Source organism: Pseudomonas simiae (assembly GCF_900111895.1).
Taxonomy (GTDB): domain Bacteria; phylum Pseudomonadota; class Gammaproteobacteria; order Pseudomonadales; family Pseudomonadaceae; genus Aquipseudomonas; species Aquipseudomonas simiae.
Genome location: NZ_FOKB01000002.1, coordinates 383938 through 403083 on the forward strand (window position 1 = coordinate 383938; position 19146 = coordinate 403083).

Here is a 19146-nt window from a genome sequence, read left to right on the forward strand (position 1 = left end):
ACTAAAAACGGGCCTGCATATGCAGGCCCGTTTTCGTTCTGGGCGGCGTTAGAACGCGATAGAGGTCTGCACGTAGACCGTGCGTGGTTCGCCTACGTATTTGCCCTTGTTGTTATCGTCGAACGAGCGGGTGAAGTATTGGGTGTTGAAGATGTTTTTCACACCCACTGCCACATTCAGGTCCGACAGCTGCGGGCCGAAGTCATAGGCCGCACGGCTGCTGAACAGCATGTAGCCAGGGATGCGTCCGTTGGCGCCGTCGGCGGTTTCCTTCTCGGTGTTGGCGTTGTCGGCGAACTGGCTGCTCTGGTAGCTGCTGTCCAGGTTGAGCTTCCAGCGGCCTTCGGTGTAGCCCACGCCGAGGGTGCCTTTGTGTTTGGAGGAGAAGGGCACGCGGTTGCCTTTGTTCGGGCCGTCTTCGCGAATGGTGGCGTCGACGTAGGCGTACGTGGCATACACATCGAACCCCGCCAGCGCCGGGCTCAAACCATCAAGCGCGTAATTGATGCTGGTCTCGATCCCCTGGTGACGGGTTTCGCCACGGGCAATGACCGAGTCATTGGTCTGGTTGCTTTCGTATTGGTTGTCGAAGTTGATCAGGAACGCGCCGATTTCCGCACGCAAGGTGCCGTCGTCGTAGCGGGTACCCAATTCCCAGGTACGGGCTTTTTCCGGTTTCACTTCGCCGCTGGTCACGCGGTTCGGCATCTGGCTGTACTGCACGCTGCCGAACGAACCTTCGGTGTTGGCGTAGAGGTTCCAGTTGTCGGTGAGGTGGTAGAGCACATTCAGCGCCGGCAGCGCGGTGTTGTAGTCGCCCTTGTATTTGACGTTGGTCAGGTTGTTCGTCTGCTGCGACTCGATAATCTCGTAGCGAATGCCCGGGGTGATGGTCCACTTGCCGATATCGATCCGGTCATCGACGAAGAAGGCATTGGCCTCGGTGCCGCCACGGGTGTCGCGGTCGTTGCGGCTGTTGGTAGTGGGGATCTGCTGGTTGGCGGCAATCGGCGTGCGGTAACGCAGCTCGTGGCCGGCCTCGTTGATGTATCGGTAGCCGACGCCCACTTCGTGGCTGGTCGGGCCCAGGTCAAAGCCTTGGGCGAAGCGGGTCTCGATGCCACGCACCCAGTATTCACGCGGGGACAACGAGAGGAACGTGCCCTGGTCCAGGTAACCGCTGCGCAAGGTCTTGGTGAAGAAACTGTTCACAGTGAATTCACGGCGGTCCTGCTCATAGCGATAGCCGACGTTGAACATCGTACGGCGGCCCCAGAATTTGTCGTAGGGGCGGGTGGACTGGTAGGGGTCCGCCTTGTAGTCCGCGACGTTCAAGCCACCCGGCATATCGGCCTGGCCTTCGTAGTACTGCGCCATGGCGTTAAAGCTGTTGGCGTCATCCAGTTGGTATTTGCCCTTGAGGATCAGGTCGTCGATGCGCGTGTTGCTGTTCTCGCGCCAGTCACCACCACGGGTTCCGGAGTACAGAATCGCGCCACCCAAACCATTGTCGGCGGTGCCGCCGGCCAGCAGGTTGCCGGTGGTCTTGAAGCCGTCGTGGCTGGAGGACGGGCTGGTTTCGGTCTGCAAGCCGCCTTTGACCGTGGGGGCATCCGGGATCGCACGGGTCACGAAGTTGACCACACCACCGACGTTCTGCGGGCCGTAGCGCACCGCACCGCCGCCGCGCACCACGTCGACCGCGTCCATATTGCCCATGCTGATCGGCGCAAAGGAAAGCTGCGGCTGGCCGTAGGGCGCGAACGGCACCGGAATGCCATCCATCAGCACCGTGGAGCGCGATGCCAGGCGCGGGTTGAGGCCACGAATGCCGAAGTTCAATGCCATGTCGTGGCTGCCGGTGCCGTTGTTGTCCGGGGCATTTACGCCGGGAATGCGGTTGAGCACGTCCTTGGCTTGGGTCGCGCCCTGGCGTTCAAACTCTTCACGGCGGATCACATCGCGGGCGCCGGGGTGTTCGAACACATGGGTTTGCGCCGCGTCACCCAGCCAGTCGCCGACGACGCTGGACGTGCCCAATTCGATACTGGCCGGTGCCGTGGCCGGTTGCAGGCTGTAGGCATTGTCGCCTTCGGCGCGGGCTTGCAGGCCGGTGCCTTCCAGCAGCTTTTGCAGGCCGTCCGCGGCGCCGTAATTACCGGACAAACCGCGGCTCTGCATGCCCGCCGTGACTTCTGAACCGAACGAAATCAGCACGCCCGCTTCGAGCCCAAACTGGTTCAGCGCAGCTTCCAGCGACGTCGGGGCGATGTGATACGGCTTGGCATCGGCCGCCATCACAGGGGGAAGTGCCGTAAGACTCAAGCTGGCGCCGAGTAGGAGTTGGCGCAGAGTGCGGGCAAGAAGCGTCGGTTGCTGGGGCATGAAGAGCGGTCCTGAGAAGGAAGGATCAAGGTGGCTTTCCTTCTCTGTCACGCGAGGGGTGGAAAACGGCTCAGTGTTTTTGAAATAAATTTCAGGCGCGTGCCTGCACCGTCACCCAATACCGCGTAAAGCGCCGCACTTTCACGGGCAGGCTGACTTCCAGCAGGTCGAGAATGCGTTCGCTGTCGTCCAGAGGGTAGCTGCCGGAGATCAACAAGTTGGCCACCTGCGGATCGCAATTGACCTGGCCACGACGATAACGGCCCAGTTCGCCAAGGAAATCTTCCAGGCGCATGTGCGCGGCGACCAGCATGCCGTCCGCCCAGGCGCCGCTGTTGGCGTCGGTGGGGCGCGGAGTGTCCCAGCCTTTGCGCGTAAAATTGACTTGGCGCGTGGCGTCGACCGCCAGCGGCAGGCCGCTGTATGTAGTGGGCATCACCTCGACGCGACCGTCCAAGACCGCCAGTTGGGTATGGTCGTTGAACTGGCGCACGTTCATGCGTGCCGCCTGGCTGGTGAGCAACCCCTGGCCGGTCAGCACCTGCAGCGGCGTACCGGCTGCGTGGCCGGTGAGCAGTATCTCGCCTTCAAGCAGGCGGATCAGCCGTTGTCGGCCATCGAAATGCACATCCACCGCGCTGCCGGTATTGAGCTGCAACTGGCTGCCGTCGGCCAATTGCACCTTGCGTCGCTGGCCAACGGGGCTGCGGTAGTCGGCGGTCAGTGGCGGCAGGATATGTTGCTGGCGAAGGCTCCAGGCGGCAGCGGAACCGGCGCCGAGTATCAACAGCAGTTTCAACGCCTGGCGACGGCTGGTGGAGGTTGGTGCATTCAACGCCGCATGGGCCAGTGGCGAGGGCATGCCGCGCAGGCGCTGGTTGACGCGTTGCATGTGGTCCCAGGCGCGCTGGTGTTCGCTGTGGGCGTTCAACCATTGCTGCCAGGCGGCTTGCTGGCGTGGGTTCAGCGCGCCGTGCTGCATTTCCACCAGCCAATGCACGGCTTGTTCGGCGACTTGAGTGGAGAAGTTCATAGGGCGAAGTAGCAGCGCATGGCCGCTTTGCTCAGGTGGCGTTTGACGGTGGCAATGGAAATACCCAGTTCAGCGCCGATTTGCGCGTAGGTCAGGCCATCGCATTGGGCCAGCAGGAACGCACGCTTGACCTGGACGGGCAGGCCATCGAGCAGTTGGTCCAGTTCGACCAGGGTTTGCAGGATGATTGCGCGTTCTTCTTCCGACGGTGCCACGTGCTCGGGCATCTGCGCCAAGGCGTCGAGGTAGGCGCGCTCAAGGTCCTGGCGGCGGTAGAAGTTGAACAGTACGCGCTTGGCGACCGTGGTGAGGAACGCACGGGGCTCGATCAGCGTGGGTGCTTCCCGCGCAGTGAGCACGCGCATGAAGGTGTCCTGGGCCAGGTCGGCGGCGCTTTCCGGGCAGCCGAGCTTGCGTCGCAACCAGCCGGTGAGCCAGTGGTGATGGTCGTTGTACAACACTTCGACGGTATTGGGCGGGCTCAACGCGGACACTCCACAAGCATCGCCATGCTTTAGAGAACAAGAATTGTTCGCATTGTAGGGGCGGAGACTGGCTTCGGCAATCCGTCGGGACAGGTCTTTCATCCGTTCTGTTTTGCTTATGAGAATATTTATCATTAATATTGCGACCTGATGAACCTGGCGCCTCCCGCATGAAAAGCAAAACCTCGCTGCCCGTCTCCTATCGTCTCGCCGTCACCTCGCGCGTGCTGGCTGCCGTGGTGGGCGGTTATCTGATGGCCTCCCTGGCCAGTATCTGCCTGGCGCTGTGGATACCCACTTCCCGCGCTGATGCCGTGATCACCGGGATGATGAGTTCGTTCGTGTTCTACCTGCTCGCCGTGCTCTGGTGTTTCGCCTGCCGCAGCGCCGCGCGCGCCTGGTTTGGCGTGATGTTACCGAGCGCGGCATTTGCCACCCTGGCAGGTGTGGGCTTCTGGATGGCGCGCACATGAAAGAGGGTTTCCGCCAGGCCATGGCCTGGTTGCACACTTGGGCGGGCCTGATCTTTGGCTGGCTGCTGTTTGCGATTTTCCTGACAGGCACCTTGGCGTATTTCAAGGATGAGATCAGCCATTGGATGCAGCCTGAAGTGCAGGCCCGTGCCCTGGACGATGCACGCAGCCTGACGGCCGCCCAGACCTATTTGCAGCAGGTCGCGCCGACCGCTGCGCGTTGGTTCATCACCCTGCCGGACAGCCGCGACCCCGGCCTGTCGGTGATGTGGCAAGACAAGGTCGACCCTGGCAAACGCGGCAACTTCATCCAGAAAACCCTCGACCCTGTCACGGGCCAGGCCGTGGAAGCCCGTGAAAGCATGGGCGGCGAATTCTTCTATCGGTTCCACTTCCAGCTGCAAATGCCCCATCCCTGGGGCCGCTGGCTCTCGACCATCGCCGCGATGGTGATGTTCGTCGCCTTGATCACCGGCATCATCACCCACAAGAAAATCTTCAAGGACTTCTTCACCTTCCGCCCCCGCAAGGGCCAGCGTTCCTGGCTCGACGGGCATAACGCGGTGGGGGTGCTGGTATTGCCCTTCCACCTGATGATTACCTACAGCAGTCTGGTGATCTTCATGAGCATGGTGATGCCGGCCCCGATCATTGCTTCCTATGGCAATGACACCCGGGCCTTTTTCAGCGAAGTGTTTCCGAATACCAACAACGCGCCAGCACTGGGCCAGCCAGGCACATTGCTGCCGCTGACGCCGATGTACGAGCAAGCACGGGCGCAATGGGACGGTGGCCACGTGGGGCGCGTCGCCGTGAACAACCCCAGTGATGTGAACGCCTCGGTCAATGTGTTCCGTGCGGGTTCCGACAGCGTGGTGCATGACTTCGGCAGCACCGTGTCCTTCAACGGCACCACCGGCGAGCTGTTGCGGGTCAGTGGCGGGCAGTCGCTTCCTGCTGCCATCGGCGGCACGTTCTATGGCCTGCACATGGGGCATTTCGCCGGGCCGGTGCTGCGCTGGTTGTACTTTATCTGCGGCCTGGCGGGCACGGCGATGATCGGCACCGGTCTGGTGATCTGGCTCGGCAAGCGCCAGCTCAAACATGCCAAAGCGGCCGCAATGCCTTTTGAATTACGCTTGGTGGAAGTCCTGAACATCGCCAGCATGTCCGGGTTGATGATCGCCATCGCGGCGTTTTTCTGGGCTAACCGGTTGTTGCCGGTCAGTTTCGCCGAGCGTTCCGACTGGGAAGTGCAGACCTTCTTCATCGCCTGGGGCCTGAGCCTGTTGCATGCGGTCCTGCGCCGAGGCCGTCCGGGCTGGGTCGAGCAACTGAGCGTTGGCGCGCTGCTGTTTAGCGCCATTCCATTGCTCAACGCCTTGACGACGTCGCACCACCTCGGTGTTTCGTTGAGAACCGGCGACTGGGCCATGGCGGGTTTCGACCTGACGTGTCTGGCCAGCGGTGTGTTCCTCGCGTGGGCCGCCTGGAAGATGCAGCATCGCACCGCGCCTGCGACCAAGGCTGCGCGCGCACGCCCATTGACGCTGAAGCAGGAGGCCAACTGAATGCTCCTCGCACTGCTGATGTGCTATGCCGGATTCACCGCACTCTGCCTGTCCACCGACCGTCACCACGGCGAGTTACTGCGCCGCAAACCCTCGCCCCGTCGACGCCTGGGCTTGCGTGTGATCGGTTGGATGCTGCTGGTGGTGTCGATCTGGCCGGCGGTGGACGTCGCCGGATGGGGCCAGGGCCTGGTGGAGTGGTGCGCCGTGCTGATGCTCAGCGCATTGCTGCTGGTGCTGTTGTTGCCGTATCGGCCACGGCTGGCCTTGATCCTGGCGGGCGTCGGCCTGCTCGCCAGCCCTGTTGCAGCCTTCGCCACCCTCTGAGCCCGCCCATGATGATCAGCACGCCACCCGAATCCCAGGACAGCCAGCACGCTGACGCGGCAGGCGGGCGTGCGCATTTTCTGCAGGTGTTTTTGTCCCAGCGTTCGCAGATGGAGGCCTTGGTGAGTCGCCGCGTCGGCTGCCGCGCCACGGCGGCCGACCTGGTGCAGGATCTGTTCCTGCGTTTCTGGCGCCGGCCTTTGGTACAGGTCGAGGAACTCAGCACTTACCTGCTGCGCTGCGCCGGCAACATCGCCATCGATCACCTGCGCAGCGAAGGCGCGCGGGCGCGCAGCAGTGAAGGCTGGTTGCCCGAACAGCAAGACAACCAAGGTTCAGAACCCCAGGCGGCACTGGAAGCCGGCAATGATCTGCGTCACGTCGAAGCGGCCTTGCGCAGCCTGCCCGAGCGCACGCGGCAGATTTTCCTGCTCAACCGCATCCATGGCCGCAAGTACGCGCAAATCGCCAAGGCGATGGGCCTGTCCCAAAGCGCCGTGGAAAAACATATGATGCGTGCCCTCGAAGCCTGCAAAGCCAGCCTTCGCGAACCCTCATCCCCACGCACGCCAGGGAAAGCACCGTGAACGTCACCCCTACGCCCGCCCAGGAACAAGCAGCACTGGCCTGGCTGAGTCTGCTGCATGACCAGCCCAGCGGTGGTGACCAGGCCACGTTCAGCCAGTGGCTGCGGGCTGACCCGGCGCACGTCGAGGCCTATGCCCAGGCCCAGGTGCTGTGGGAGTTGAGCGAAGTGCCAGCGCGCAAGCTCGCGGACGAAGAGGCGTTGGTGTTGCAGGGTTATCTCAACGCGATGAACCCTTCGAAGCGCTCGCGGGTGGCGCGTTGGTCTGGCGCGTTGGCGATGGCCGCCTGTCTGCTGTTGATGGTGTCCATGGGCGTCGGATGGCAGCCGTCACGCTGGGTTGATGATTTCGGCGCCGACTACGTGACGGCGCCGGGCGAAGTCAAAACCGTCACGCTGGCCGACCAATCCCAAGTGACCCTTGATGCCGACAGCGCCATCGCCGTGGACTTCACCCAGGGCGAACGGCATATCCAGTTGCGCCGCGGGGCCGGCTTTTTCAGCGTGACCCACACCGGGCAATCTTTTGTGGTGGAGGCGGGCAGTGGTGAAGCGCGGGTGCTGGGTACACAATTTGAAGTGCGCCTGCAGCCGGCAGGCGCTGAGGTGACGGTGTTGTCCGGGCGGGTTGGCGTGACGCCGTCCAAGCAGGGTCAACAGCAAATTCTTACGGCAGGGCAGCAGGTGGCCTACGCCGAGGGCGTCGCCGACGCCCTGCACGCGGTCGACAGCGAATCACGCCTGGCCTGGCGCGACGGTTGGCTCAACTATTACAAAGCGCCGTTGGCGGACGTGGTCAAGGACCTGGAGCGTTATTACCCAGGTCGCATTCTGTTGCTCAACAAAGAGATGGGTGCCAAGCGCGTCAGCGGCAGTTTCCCGAGCAAGGACCCGCAGGCCGTGTTGAATGCGTTGCAAGCCGTGCTTGGCTTCGAACAGCACACATTATTGGGACGGATGATCGTGGTGCGCTGATTATTTCAGCGCCGCCATGATTTTTTCCGGTGCGTAATCGCGAATCAGCGTGCCGTTCACGTCCACGAACGGAATTCCGCCCCCGCCCAACGCCTCATACGCCTTGCGCGCCTGGGCATCTTTCTCGATATCGAACGCCTGGTAGGGAATGCCCTTCTGGTCCAGAAAGCGGCGGATCTGCTTGCAGTACCCGCACCACTCGGTGGAATAGAGCACCACACGCGCCGAAGTGCGCACGTGCTCCGGCGCCACCTGCGACGGGTTGAACACCCGCTCGATCTTGCCCCAGTTCTGGATCACTACCACCACCAGCAACACCAGCAGGACTTTCTTGAAAACCCCGCCAAGCATCAGTTACGGCGCTTGAGCTGATCAGTCAGTTGAGTCGGCAGGCCCTTGATGATCAAGGTGCCGGCGGCTTCGTCGTATTCGATCTTGTCGCCCAGCAGATGGGCTTCAAAGCTGATGGACAAACCCTCGGCGCGGCCGGTGAAACGGCGGAACTGGTTGAGCGTGCGCTTATCCGCCGGGATCTCCGGCGACAGGCCGTAGTCCTTGTTGCGGATATGGTCATAGAACGCCTTAGGCCGATCTTCATCGATCAACCCCGACAGTTCCTCCAGGCCCATCGGCTCGCCGAGCTTGGCCTGGCTGCTGGCGTAGTCCACCAAGGTCTTGGTTTTCTCGCGAGCGGACTCGTCCGGCAAATCTTCGCTTTCGACGAAGTCGCTGAACGCCTTGAGCAGGGTACGGGTCTCGCCCGGACCGTCGACGCCTTCCTGGCAGCCGATGAAGTCGCGGAAATACTCCGAGACCTTCTTGCCGTTCTTGCCCTTGATAAAGGAAATGTACTGCTTGGACTGCTTGTTGTTCTGCCACTCGGACACGTTGATGCGTGCCGCCAGGTGCAGCTGGCCGAGGTCCAGGTGGCGCGACGGGGTCACGTCCAGCTCGTCGGTCACCGCCACGCCTTCGCTGTGGTGCAGCAGGGCGATGGCCAGGTAGTCGGTCATGCCTTGCTGGTAGTGGGCAAACAACACATGGCCGCCAGTGGAGAGGTTGGACTCTTCCATCAGTTTTTGCAGGTGCTCGACCGCCGTGCGACTGAAGGTGGTGAAATCCTGGCCACCGTCGAAATACTCCTTCAACCAGCCGCTGAACGGGTGCGCGCCGGACTCGGCGTGGAAGAAACCCCAGGCCTTGCCTTGTTTGGCGTTGTAGCTCTCGTTGAGGTCGGCAAGCATGTTCTCGATGGCGGCCGACTCGGCAAGCTCGGAGTCGCGGGCGTGGAGAACTGCGGGTGTGCCGTCGGGTTTTTTGTCGATCAGGTGGACGATGCAATGACGGATCGGCATAGGCTTCTCGGCTGGTTGAAGGGGAGCGGTTGGCCTCCCCGAAAAGTCGCCCAGTGTACCGCACCCATTGGCCAAGACACGCTTCGAAGGCGGTTTTGGGCACCCTCCGACGGTCTATATGCCTTTTTTTCACGGTTTAGAGCGATAAAGCTGACCAAATGGGTAGGTAGAAGCGGATATTTCCCCGTCTCTGTGCTAGTTTTGCCCCGTCTTACGCCAAGTCTCGGCGATAAGCGTGCATTCAGCATCTGTCAGGTCGAACCAATCCCCGTTTCAAGCATCTATAACCCCGATCTCCGTGGTTATAGCCGGGGGTGCCAGGCCATGACGGTCAGGCTCGACGGCTGACACTGCACTCTGCAATCCATATGAATTTGATAGGGAAGGAACACCACAATGGCTTTGACTAAAGACCAACTGATCGCTGATATCGCTGAAGCTATCGACGCGCCGAAAACCACCGCGCGCGCAGCTCTGGACCAACTGGGCCAGATCGTTGCCGATCAGCTGGAAAACGGCGGCGAAATCACTCTGCCAGGTATCGGCAAGCTGAAAGTGACCGAGCGTCCTGCCCGTACTGGCCGTAACCCTTCGACTGGCGCTGCCATCGAAATCGCTGCCAAGAAAGTTATCAAGCTGGTTGTGGCCAAAGGCCTGACCGACGCTGTTAACAAGTAAGATGCGGTAAAAAAACCGTGCACCGGAGTGATCCGGGCACGGTTTTTTGTTGCCTGCGATTTGTGCTTAACGCACCCAGCGCTGACGCCAGATCTGCTGTTCGTTCTTGGTCTGGAAGGTCCATGCCACGAAACGGCTCTGCTTCTGGCCCTGGGACATTTCCACTACCTGGCTTTCCAGAACACCGGCTTTTTTCAGGGCTGTCTCGATCGCGGGCAAGTTCGACGCTTTTGACACAAGGGTGCTGAACCACAGCACTTTATGAGCAAAGTGTGCGCTCTCGGCAATGAGTTGGGTCACAAAGCGCGCTTCACCGCCTTCACACCACAGCTCGGCCGATTGGCCACCAAAGTTCAGCACCGGCAACTTGCGCTTGGGATCCGCCTTGCCCAAGGCGCGCCACTTGCGTTCGCTGCCCTTGGTCGCTTCATCCATCGACGCGTGGAAGGGCGGGTTGCACATGGTCAGGTCAAAGCGCTCGCCCGGCTCCAGCAAGCCCAGCAGGATCTGTTTGGGATTGGTTTGCTGGCGCAATTGAATGACCTTGCTCAGGTCGTTGGACTGCACGATGGCCCTGGCTGCGGCGACGGCGATAGGGTCGACTTCCGAACCGAGGAAATTCCAACGGTATTCCATGTAGCCAATCAGCGGGTAGACGCAGTTGGCGCCCATGCCGATGTCCAGCACCTTGACGATAGAGCCGCGCGGGATCTTGCCGTCGTTGGTACTGGCCAGCAGGTCGGCGAGGAAGTGCACGTAGTCTGCACGCCCCGGTACCGGCGGGCACAGGTAGTCGGCCGGGATGTCCCAGTGCTGGATGCCATAGAACGCTTTCAGCAGCGCTCGGTTGAACACACGCACTGCATCCGGGCTGGCAAAGTCGATACTTTCCTTGCCGTATGGGTTGATGATCACGAATTGCGCCAGTTCCGGCGTGGTCTTGATCAGCGCCGGGAAGTCGTAACGGCCTGTGTGGCGGTTGCGCGGATGCAGGGTGGCCTCCTTGCGCGGCACAACGGGCTTGGTCGTGGCTGCGGTTTTAGGCTTCTTGCGCGGAGGTTTTGGCGTGCTGGGGGCGGTCATGATGATTCTGGTGTTGGCTCAAAGTGGTGGGCATTGTCACACATCTTGAGCGCAACTCGGTCAAATGTGGGCGCGGGCTTGCTCGCGAAGGCGGTATATCGGATACACATTCAGTGACTGACCCAGCGCTTTCGCGAGCAAGCCCGCTCCCACATTGACCGCGTTGCCAGCAGGAGATCGGAAATGTCCAGGCAAAAAAAAGAGACCCGAAGGTCTCTTTTTTCACACGGCTCACACCTTACAGGCTGGAGATCCGCGCATGTTGCTCCGCCAGCTTGCCCAGGGCCTGTTCAGCCTCGGCCAGCTTGGCGCGTTCTTTCTCGATCACTTCAGCCGGGGCCTTGTCGACGAAGGCCGCGTTGGACAGCTTGCCGCCCACTCGTTGCACTTCGCCTTGCAGACGGCCGATTTCCTTGTCGAGACGTGCCAGTTCGGCGCCCTTGTCGATCAGGCCCGCCATCGGCACCAACACTTCCATCTCGCCAACCAGCGCGGTGGCGGACAGCGGTGCTTCGGCGTCGGCCGCCAAGACGGTGATCGATTCCAGCTTCGCCAGCTTCTTGAGCAGTGGATCATTTTCGGTGAGGCGACGCTGATCTTCCGCACTGGCGTTCTTCACAAACACGGCCAATGGCTTGCCCGGCCCGATGTTCATTTCGGCGCGGATGTTACGCGTGCCCATCATCAGGGTCTTGAGCCATTCGATATCGCTTTCGGCCGCTTCATCGATGCGTGCTTCGTTGGCCACTGGCCAAGGTTGCAGCATGATGGTCTTGCCTTCGATACCGGCCAGCGGCGCCAGGCGCTGCCAGATTTCTTCGGTGATGAATGGCATGAACGGGTGGGCCAGGCGCAGCGCCACTTCCAGCACGCGCACCAGGGTGCGACGGGTGCCGCGCTGGCGCTCGACCGGCGCGTTTTCGTCCCACAGTACCGGCTTGGACAGTTCCAGGTACCAGTCGCAATACTGGTTCCAGATGAACTCGTACAAGGCCTGTGCGGCCAGGTCGAAACGGAACTGGTCGAGTTGGCGGGTCACTTCGGCTTCGGTGCGCTGCAGCTGCGAGATGATCCAGCGGTCGGCCAGGCTCAACTCATAGGCTTCGCCGTTCTGGCCGCAGTCTTCGCCTTTGTCCAATACGTAGCGCGCCGCGTTCCAGATCTTGTTGCAGAAGTTGCGATAGCCTTCGACGCGGCCCATGTCGAACTTGATGTCGCGACCGGTGGACGCCAGTGAGCAGAACGTGAAGCGCAGGGCGTCGGTGCCGTAGCTGGCGATGCCGTCGGCAAATTCGTCGCGGGTTTGCTTCTCGATCTTCTTCGCCAGTTTCGGCTGCATCAGGCCCGAGGTGCGTTTCTGCACCAGGGTTTCCAGGTCGATACCGTCGATGATGTCCAGCGGGTCCAGCACATTGCCCTTGGACTTGGACATCTTCTGGCCCTGGCCATCACGCACCAGGCCGTGCACGTACACGGTCTTGAACGGCACTTGCGGCGTGCCATCCTCGTTTTTCACCAGGTGCATGGTCAGCATGATCATCCGGGCAACCCAGAAGAAAATGATGTCGAAACCGGTGACCAGCACGTCGGTGGAGTGGAATTTCTTGAGGAATTCGGTCTGCTGCGGCCAGCCCAGGGTGGAGAAGGTCCACAGGCCCGAGCTGAACCATGTGTCCAGTACGTCGTTGTCCTGTTGCAGCGCAATGTCGGCACCGAGGTTGTGCTTGGCGCGCACTTCAGCTTCGTCACGGCCTACGTAGACCTTGCCCGACTCGTCGTACCAGGCCGGAATGCGGTGGCCCCACCACAGTTGACGGCTGATGCACCAATCCTGGATGTCACGCATCCACGAGAAGTACATGTTCTCGTACTGTTTCGGCACGAACTGGATGCGGCCATCTTCCACGGCGGCGATGGCAGGTTCTGCCAACGGCTTGGTGGAGACGTACCACTGGTCGGTCAGCCACGGCTCGATCACGGTGCCGGAGCGGTCGCCCTTCGGCACTTTCAGGGCGTGGTCGTCAACGCTGACCAGCAAACCGGCAGCGTCGAAGGCGGCGACGATCTGCTTGCGTGCTTCGAAACGGTCGAGGCCTGCATATTCGGCCGGAATCTTACCGTCGATGCTTTCGTTCAGCGTGCCGTCCAGGTTGAACACCTGGCAAGCCGGCAGTACGGCGGCGTTTTTGTCGAAGATATTCAGCAGCGGCAGGTTGTGGCGCTTGCCGACTTCGTAGTCGTTGAAATCGTGGGCCGGGGTGATTTTCACGCAGCCGGTGCCGAATTCAGGGTCGCAGTAGTCGTCTGCGATGATCGGGATGCGCCGGCCGACCAATGGCAGCTCGACGAACTTGCCGATCAGCGCCTGGTAGCGCTCGTCAGTCGGGTTAACTGCAACGGCGGCATCGCCGAGCATGGTTTCCGGACGGGTGGTGGCGACGATCAGGTAGTCGTTGCCTTCAGCGGTCTTGGCGCCGTCGGCCAGCGGGTACTTGAGGTTCCACAGGAAGCCTTTCTCATCGTGGTTTTCCACTTCGAGGTCGGAAATCGCTGTGTGCAGCTTGGTGTCCCAGTTGACCAGGCGCTTGCCGCGGTAGATCAGTCCGTCTTCATGCAGACGCACGAAGGCTTCTTTCACGGCTTCCGACAGGCCGTCGTCCATGGTGAAACGCTCGCGGCTCCAGTCCACGGACGAGCCCAGGCGACGAATCTGACGGCTGATATTGCCGCCGGATTGGTCCTTCCACTCCCAGATCTTTTCCAGGAATTTCTCGCGCCCCAAGTCGTGGCGACTCTGGCCGGTGGCTTCGAGTTGGCGTTCCACCAGCATCTGGGTGGCGATACCGGCGTGGTCGGTGCCCGGTTGCCACAGGGTGTTGCGGCCCTGCATACGGCGGAAACGGATCAACGCATCCATGATCGCATTGTTGAAGCCATGGCCCATGTGCAGGCTGCCAGTGACGTTCGGTGGCGGAATCATGATGGTGTAGGAATCGCCCGCGCCTTGCGGGGCGAAATAATTCTCGGACTCCCAGGTCTGGTACCAGGAAGTTTCAATAGCGTGCGGCTGGTAGGTCTTATCCATGCGCGGCGGGACCCTAGTTGGCATTAATTCAGGAAAGCCGACAAGTATAACGGGGGATAGGGCGCAGGGCGAGGTGAAGACAGGCTTGAGATGTACGCTGAGCAAATGTGGCAGCGGGCTTGCTGGCGAAAGCGGTGTGGCAGTCAGCTCAGGCGTTGACTGATCCAGCGCTTTCGCCAGCAAGCCCGCTCCCGCAGGGTGACGTGTATGGCTTAAGACTGGTATTGGCTGAGCAACCGCTCCATGCGCGCATCCAGCCGGCGCTTGATCTCGGTTTCGATATGCGGGGCAAAGTCGTCGATCACGTCTTGCATGATCAGTTGCGCGGCAGCGCGCAGTTCGTTGTCCAGGTGCAGCAGCAGGGCATCTGGGCCTTTTTCAGCAGGCGCAGGTTCGACGGCGGGGGCCACGGCGACGGGCTCCGGCGCGACGGGTTTGCCGCCGACCATGTCGAACAACAGCGGAATCTGTACCTCGCCCTCGACCGGTTCGGTCAACAGCGGCGGTTGCAAGTCATCATCACCCAGCAACTGACGGATCGACTCGAGGTCGTCCAGCAGGTGGTCATCTTTTTTTAGAGGGTTTGGAGTGTCCATCGTGTGCTCAAAGTCGTTGTAGCCGGTGATCCTGCAGAGGATAGCCCTGTTCGCGGTAGAAACGGAAACTCTCCCGCGCGGCCTGACGAATAGCCGGATCCTCAACCACCACTTCCGCCACACGGGCGAATGCCTTGGCGAACGGCGGTACTTTCAGGTCCAGGTTGACCAGCAGGTCCAGGTGGTCGCCGCAACTGTCTCCCAAACCCAGGACAACCAGGCCTTCAGGTTCAGATTCGGCGGGGCCGTGGGGCACGAAGCTTTCGCCCTTGAAACGCCAGAGGCGGGCATCCAGCTCATCGCGTTGGGCGGCATCGCTGCAATGCAGGTAGATGCGGTGGCCCATGCGCCAGGCTTTTTCGGTGAGTTTGCAGGCAAAGTCCAGGCGCGCGAGCGGGTCGGCGCTGGGCAATATATAGAAGTCGACTTGGGTCATTGCATTTCCTGGGCTTGCGCATCCCCCCGCAGGACCGGGCAAGCCGGCTCCTGCAGGGGGATTGCGTTTAGGCCTTGGCGCGGTCCAGCAGGTACTGGGTCAGCAGGGGAACCGGACGGCCGGTGGCGCCCTTGTCCTTGCCGCCGCTGGTCCAGGCCGTGCCCGCGATGTCCAGGTGGGCCCAGTTGAAGTTCTTGGCAAAGCGCGACAGGAAGCAAGCAGCAGTGATGGTGCCGGCTTTCGGGCCGCCGATGTTGGCGATGTCGGCGAACGGGCTGTCCAGTTGTTCCTGGTACTCATCGAACAGCGGCAATTGCCAGGCACGGTCGTCAGCGGCTTTACCGGCGCTGAGCAGTTGCTCGATCAGTTCGTCGCTGTTGCCCAACAGGCCCGAAGTGTGGGAACCCAGGGCGACGATGCAGGCACCGGTCAGGGTCGCGATGTCGATCACGGCCTGTGGCTTGAAGCGCTCGGCGTAGGTCAGCGCGTCGCACAGCACCAGGCGGCCTTCGGCGTCGGTGTTGAGGATTTCGACGGTCTGGCCGCTCAGGGTGGTGACGATGTCGCCCGGACGGGTCGCGCCGCCGCTCGGCATGTTCTCGGCGCAGGCCAGGATGCACACCAGGTTGATCGGCAGCTTGAGTTCCAGCACAGCACGCAGGGTGCCGAACACGCTGGCGGCGCCGCCCATGTCGTACTTCATCTCGTCCATGCCCAGGCCCGGCTTGAGGCTGATGCCGCCGGTGTCGAAGGTGATGCCTTTACCGACCAGTGCGTAAGGCTTCTCGGACTTCTTGCCGCCGTTGTATTGCATGACGATCAGGCGTGGCGGCTGGTCGCTGCCCTGGCCCACGGCATAGAACGAGCCCATGCCCAGTTCCTTGATCTTCTTCTCGTCCAGCACTTCGACTTTCAGGCCCTTGAACTCTTTGCCCAGCGCCTTGGCTTGTTCGCCGAGGAAGGTCGGGTGGCAAATGTTCGGCGGCAAGTTGCCCAGGTCGCGGGTGAACGACATGCCGTTGGCGATCGCTTGTGCGTGGGTCACGGCGCGCTCGACTTCAGCCTGGGCGGCCTTGATGGTCAGCAGGGTGATTTTTTTCAGCGCGCGGGGTTCGGCTTTGGTGCTCTTGAACTGGTCGAAGACATAACCGCCATCCATCAGGCTCTCGGCCAGCAGGCGAGTCTTGCCATAGCTGTCACGGCCTTTGACCACGACTTCGTCGAGCGCCAGCGCGGCGTCAGTGCCGCCCAGGCCCTTGAGGGTGGTGAGGATGCCGCTGATGATTTTGCGGAATGGACGGTCGCCCAGTTCAGCGTCCTTGCCCACGCCCACCAGCAATACGCGGTCGGCCTTGAGGTTAGGCAGGCTCTGCAGCAGCAGGCTCTGGCCGACTTTGCCGGCCAGGTCGCCGCGCTTGAGCACTGCGCTGATGGCGCCGCCGCTGAGTTCGTCGAGTTGCTTGGCGGCAACGCCGAGCTTGCGGCCTTCGCCGATGGCGACCACGAGGGTGGCGGTTTTCAACGTTTCGGGGCTAACGCTTTTTACAACCAATTCCATTTTCGGGTCCCTTATACAGGTCGGTTAGCCAGGAGTCTGTACTCCGGCTTTAATACCAGGCAGCTGTGTAAGCCGCCGGCAACAAAGGCCGCAGTTTGAACCTCGCCGGCGGAGCCTGACAACCCTTGTCACCCGCTTTGTGCATGCGCATGAGGTTGCGCAGTGACAGGCGCGGTCAATCACAGGATAATGCGCCATCTTTTTAGTCGGCCCCTGCAAATGGGCTGGCTCGGTATGCTTGCTTGTTTGGCCGCCTTAGCCTGACAACCCTGGAGTGTCTGGTTTGATCGTCTTCCGTTATCTGTCCCGCGAAGTCCTGTTGACCCTGAGTGCCGTGAGTGCGGTGTTGCTGGTCATCATCATGAGTGGTCGTTTCGTCAAATACCTGGCTCAAGCCGCCTCGGGCGCCCTGGATCCGGGCTCGCTGTTCCTGATCATGGGCTTTCGCCTGCCGGGCTTCCTGCAGCTGATCCTGCCGCTCGGCCTGTTCCTCGGGATCCTGCTGGCTTACGGCCGCCTGTACCTCGAAAGCGAAATGACCGTGCTTTCGGCCACCGGCATGAGCCAGCAGCGCCTGCTGGGCATGACCATGATCCCGGCCGCCGGCGTCGCGCTGATCGTGGCCTGGCTGAGCCTGGGTCTGGCCCCCCAGGGCGCCATGCAGTTCCAGCTGGTCCTGAACAAACAGGACGCGATGACCGAGTTCGACACCCTCGAACCGGGCCGCTTCCAGGCGCTCAATGACGGTTCGCGTGTGACCTACACCGAAACCATGACCGACGACCGCGCCAACCTGGGCGGTGTGTTCATCTCCGAGAAGCGTCTGGGTCAGGACAAGAAAGATCGTGGTATTTCCGTGCTGGTGGCCGATTCAGGTCGCCAGGAAGTGCGTCCTGACGGCAGTCGCTACCTGATCCTGGAAAATGGCTATCGCTACGATGGCAGTCCGGGCATGGCTGATTACCGTGCGATCAAGTACGACACCTATGGGGTGATGCTGGCTCGTCCGGATATCAGCGACGAAGTCACCGACCGCGACGCCATCCCGACCACCGAGCTGTTCGGTAGCAAGGAACTGCGCTCGATCGCCGAGTTGCAATGGCGGATTTCCTTGCCGTTGCTGGTGTTCATCGTGACCTTGATGGCGGTGCCGCTGTCCCGCGTCAACCCACGTCAGGGCCGCTTCCTCAAGCTGTTGCCGGCGATCCTGCTGTACATGGCTTACCTCACCATTCTGATTTCCGCCCGTGGCTCCCTGGAGAAAGGCAAGCTGTCGCCGACCCTGGGGCTGTGGTGGGTGCACGGGATCTTCCTGGTGATTGGCCTGGGCCTGCTGTATTGGGAACCGATCCGTTTGAAAATGAAGAGCCGTCGTGGCCAGAAGGAGTTGGCTCGTGGCTAAGCTCGATCGCTACATTGGTAGCAGCGTACTGATCGCCATCCTGGCGGTACTGGGCATCATCCTCGGGCTGGCATCGTTGTTCGCCTTCATCGATGAAGTCGGCAACGTCACCGACACCTACACCGTGTGGGACGTGCTGAGCTATGTGGGCCTCACCGCGCCGCGCCGTCTGTACGACATGATGCCGATGGCCGCGCTGATCGGCTGCCTGATCGGCCTGGGCAGCCTGGCCAGCAACAGCGAACTGACCATCATGCGCGCCGCCGGCGTGTCCATCGGTCGTATCGTATGGGCGGTCATGAAGCCCATGCTGCTGCTGATGGCGTGCAGCGTACTGATCGGCGAATACGTGGCCCCACCGGCGGAAACCACGGCCCAGGCCAATCGCGCCCTGGCCCAGGGTTCGGGCGATGCGCAAAGCGCCAAGCACGGCCTGTGGCACCGCCAGGGTGATGAATTCATCCATATCAACGCCGTGCAGCCGGGCGGCCTGTTGATTGGTGTGACCCGCTACACGTTCGACAAAGAACGTCATTTGCTGGAGTCCAGCTTCGCCAAACGTGCACAGTACAGCGGCGAAAAATGGCAACTCAGCGACGTTACCACCACCTACTTCCGTAATGTCGGCCAAGGCACCAAGGCCAGCACCGAAGTGATCAATGTGCCGAGCCAGGAGTGGGACATTGCCCTCAAGCCGGAATTGTTGAATACCGTGGTGATGATCCCTGAGAGCCTGCCGATCTCCGGGCTGTGGGGTTATATCCACTACCTGAAGGACCAGGGCTTGAACAACGGCCGTTATTGGCTGGCATTTTGGGTCAAGGTGTTGCAACCCGTGGTGACTGCCGCGTTGGTGCTCATGGCAATTTCCTTCATCTTTGGTCCGCTGCGTTCCGTAACGCTGGGGCAGCGCGTATTCACGGGTGTACTGGTGGGGTTCACGTTCCGCATCGCCCAGGACCTGCTGGGCCCATCGAGCCTGGTGTTCGGCTTCTCGCCGCTGTTTGCGGTGCTGGTGCCCACGGCGATTTGCGCCCTGGCCGGCTTCTGGCTGCTGCGCCGGGCCGGTTGATTCCGCGCTTATGAACAAAAAATGCCCCGGTCGGTAGATCGGGGCA

Annotated in this window: 18 protein-coding genes; 8 read left to right on the forward strand and 10 right to left on the reverse strand. The window is 61.4% G+C overall.

The window, feature by feature from the left end:
- Positions 1–48: 48 nt before the first annotated feature.
- The 3 genes from fecA to BMZ57_RS07790 form a co-directional block, all read right to left on the reverse strand.
- Positions 49–2385 (reverse strand): TonB-dependent Fe(3+) dicitrate receptor FecA, encoded by a 2337-nt coding sequence (fecA, locus tag BMZ57_RS07780; protein ID WP_069672376.1) that lies wholly within the window; start codon positions 2383–2385, stop codon positions 49–51.
- A 91-nt stretch (positions 2386–2476) separates the two neighbouring features.
- Positions 2477–3418: a FecR domain-containing protein gene (locus BMZ57_RS07785; protein WP_010212903.1), complete on the reverse strand. Its 942-nt coding sequence runs from the start codon at positions 3416–3418 to the stop codon at positions 2477–2479.
- The gene (locus tag BMZ57_RS07790) at positions 3415–3903 is read right to left on the reverse strand and encodes a sigma-70 family RNA polymerase sigma factor (protein WP_010212902.1); all 489 of its coding nucleotides are present in this window, start codon (positions 3901–3903) and stop codon (positions 3415–3417) included. The genes BMZ57_RS07785 and BMZ57_RS07790 overlap by 4 nt, the downstream gene beginning before the upstream one ends.
- A gap of 170 nt (positions 3904–4073) precedes the next feature.
- Between BMZ57_RS07790 and BMZ57_RS07795 the strand changes: the two genes are divergently transcribed.
- The 5 genes from BMZ57_RS07795 to BMZ57_RS07815 are packed head-to-tail and all read left to right on the forward strand — an operon-like array spanning position 4074 to position 7835.
- Positions 4074–4376 carry a DUF3649 domain-containing protein gene (locus BMZ57_RS07795; protein ID WP_010212901.1) on the forward strand — a complete coding sequence of 101 codons (303 nt, stop codon included), beginning with the start codon at positions 4074–4076 and terminating at the stop codon, positions 4374–4376.
- Complete coding sequence (locus BMZ57_RS07800) at positions 4373–5947, forward strand: PepSY-associated TM helix domain-containing protein (RefSeq protein ID WP_069672375.1); 1575 nt, start codon at positions 4373–4375, stop codon at positions 5945–5947. The genes BMZ57_RS07795 and BMZ57_RS07800 overlap by 4 nt, the downstream gene beginning before the upstream one ends.
- Positions 5948–6274 carry a DUF3325 domain-containing protein gene (locus BMZ57_RS07805; protein ID WP_021491827.1) on the forward strand — a complete coding sequence of 109 codons (327 nt, stop codon included), beginning with the start codon at positions 5948–5950 and terminating at the stop codon, positions 6272–6274.
- 8 nt (positions 6275–6282) lie between these two features.
- Complete coding sequence (locus BMZ57_RS07810; RefSeq protein WP_010212898.1) at positions 6283–6861, forward strand: RNA polymerase sigma factor; 579 nt, start codon at positions 6283–6285, stop codon at positions 6859–6861.
- A complete protein-coding gene (locus tag BMZ57_RS07815) occupies positions 6858–7835 on the forward strand; it encodes a FecR family protein (RefSeq protein WP_044286681.1) in 978 nt (325 codons plus the stop codon). The genes BMZ57_RS07810 and BMZ57_RS07815 overlap by 4 nt, the downstream gene beginning before the upstream one ends.
- Here BMZ57_RS07815 and BMZ57_RS07820 read toward each other — a convergent pair whose 3' ends face one another.
- Together BMZ57_RS07820 and yejK are read right to left on the reverse strand one after the other, a co-directional pair.
- The gene (locus BMZ57_RS07820) at positions 7836–8186 is read right to left on the reverse strand and encodes a glutaredoxin family protein (protein WP_010212895.1); all 351 of its coding nucleotides are present in this window, start codon (positions 8184–8186) and stop codon (positions 7836–7838) included. It abuts the gene before it with no gap.
- Complete coding sequence (gene yejK, locus BMZ57_RS07825) at positions 8186–9190, reverse strand: nucleoid-associated protein YejK (protein WP_010212893.1); 1005 nt, start codon at positions 9188–9190, stop codon at positions 8186–8188. Before yejK ends, BMZ57_RS07820 begins: the two co-directional genes overlap by 1 nt.
- A gap of 396 nt (positions 9191–9586) precedes the next feature.
- On the opposite strand from yejK, the gene BMZ57_RS07830 reads away from it, so the two are divergent.
- Positions 9587–9868, forward strand: coding sequence for an HU family DNA-binding protein (locus tag BMZ57_RS07830; RefSeq protein ID WP_005785131.1), 282 nt, complete (start codon positions 9587–9589; stop codon positions 9866–9868).
- 66 nt (positions 9869–9934) lie between these two features.
- Here BMZ57_RS07830 and rlmF read toward each other — a convergent pair whose 3' ends face one another.
- The 5 genes from rlmF to BMZ57_RS07855 all read right to left on the reverse strand — a co-directional run bounded on the left by rlmF (position 9935) and on the right by BMZ57_RS07855 (position 16626).
- Entirely contained in the window at positions 9935–10951 is a 1017-nt protein-coding gene (gene rlmF / locus BMZ57_RS07835; protein WP_010212891.1) for a 23S rRNA (adenine(1618)-N(6))-methyltransferase RlmF, read from the reverse strand.
- 238 nt (positions 10952–11189) lie between these two features.
- Positions 11190–14036, reverse strand: coding sequence for a valine--tRNA ligase (locus BMZ57_RS07840; protein WP_010212889.1), 2847 nt, complete (start codon positions 14034–14036; stop codon positions 11190–11192).
- A gap of 212 nt (positions 14037–14248) precedes the next feature.
- A complete protein-coding gene (locus BMZ57_RS07845; protein ID WP_010212888.1) occupies positions 14249–14632 on the reverse strand; it encodes a hypothetical protein in 384 nt (127 codons plus the stop codon).
- A gap of 7 nt (positions 14633–14639) precedes the next feature.
- Positions 14640–15068, reverse strand: coding sequence for a DNA polymerase III subunit chi (locus BMZ57_RS07850; RefSeq protein WP_069672374.1), 429 nt, complete (start codon positions 15066–15068; stop codon positions 14640–14642).
- 67 nt (positions 15069–15135) lie between these two features.
- Positions 15136–16626 (reverse strand): leucyl aminopeptidase, encoded by a 1491-nt coding sequence (locus BMZ57_RS07855; protein ID WP_069672373.1) that lies wholly within the window; start codon positions 16624–16626, stop codon positions 15136–15138.
- 283 nt (positions 16627–16909) lie between these two features.
- Here BMZ57_RS07855 and lptF point away from each other — a divergent pair, with 283 nt between their 5' ends.
- Together lptF and lptG are read left to right on the forward strand one after the other, a co-directional pair.
- Positions 16910–18028 (forward strand): LPS export ABC transporter permease LptF, encoded by a 1119-nt coding sequence (lptF, locus tag BMZ57_RS07860; protein ID WP_010212885.1) that lies wholly within the window; start codon positions 16910–16912, stop codon positions 18026–18028.
- Complete coding sequence (lptG, locus tag BMZ57_RS07865) at positions 18021–19100, forward strand: LPS export ABC transporter permease LptG (protein ID WP_010212884.1); 1080 nt, start codon at positions 18021–18023, stop codon at positions 19098–19100. The genes lptF and lptG overlap by 8 nt, the downstream gene beginning before the upstream one ends.
- The last annotated feature ends 46 nt before the right edge of the window (positions 19101–19146 follow it).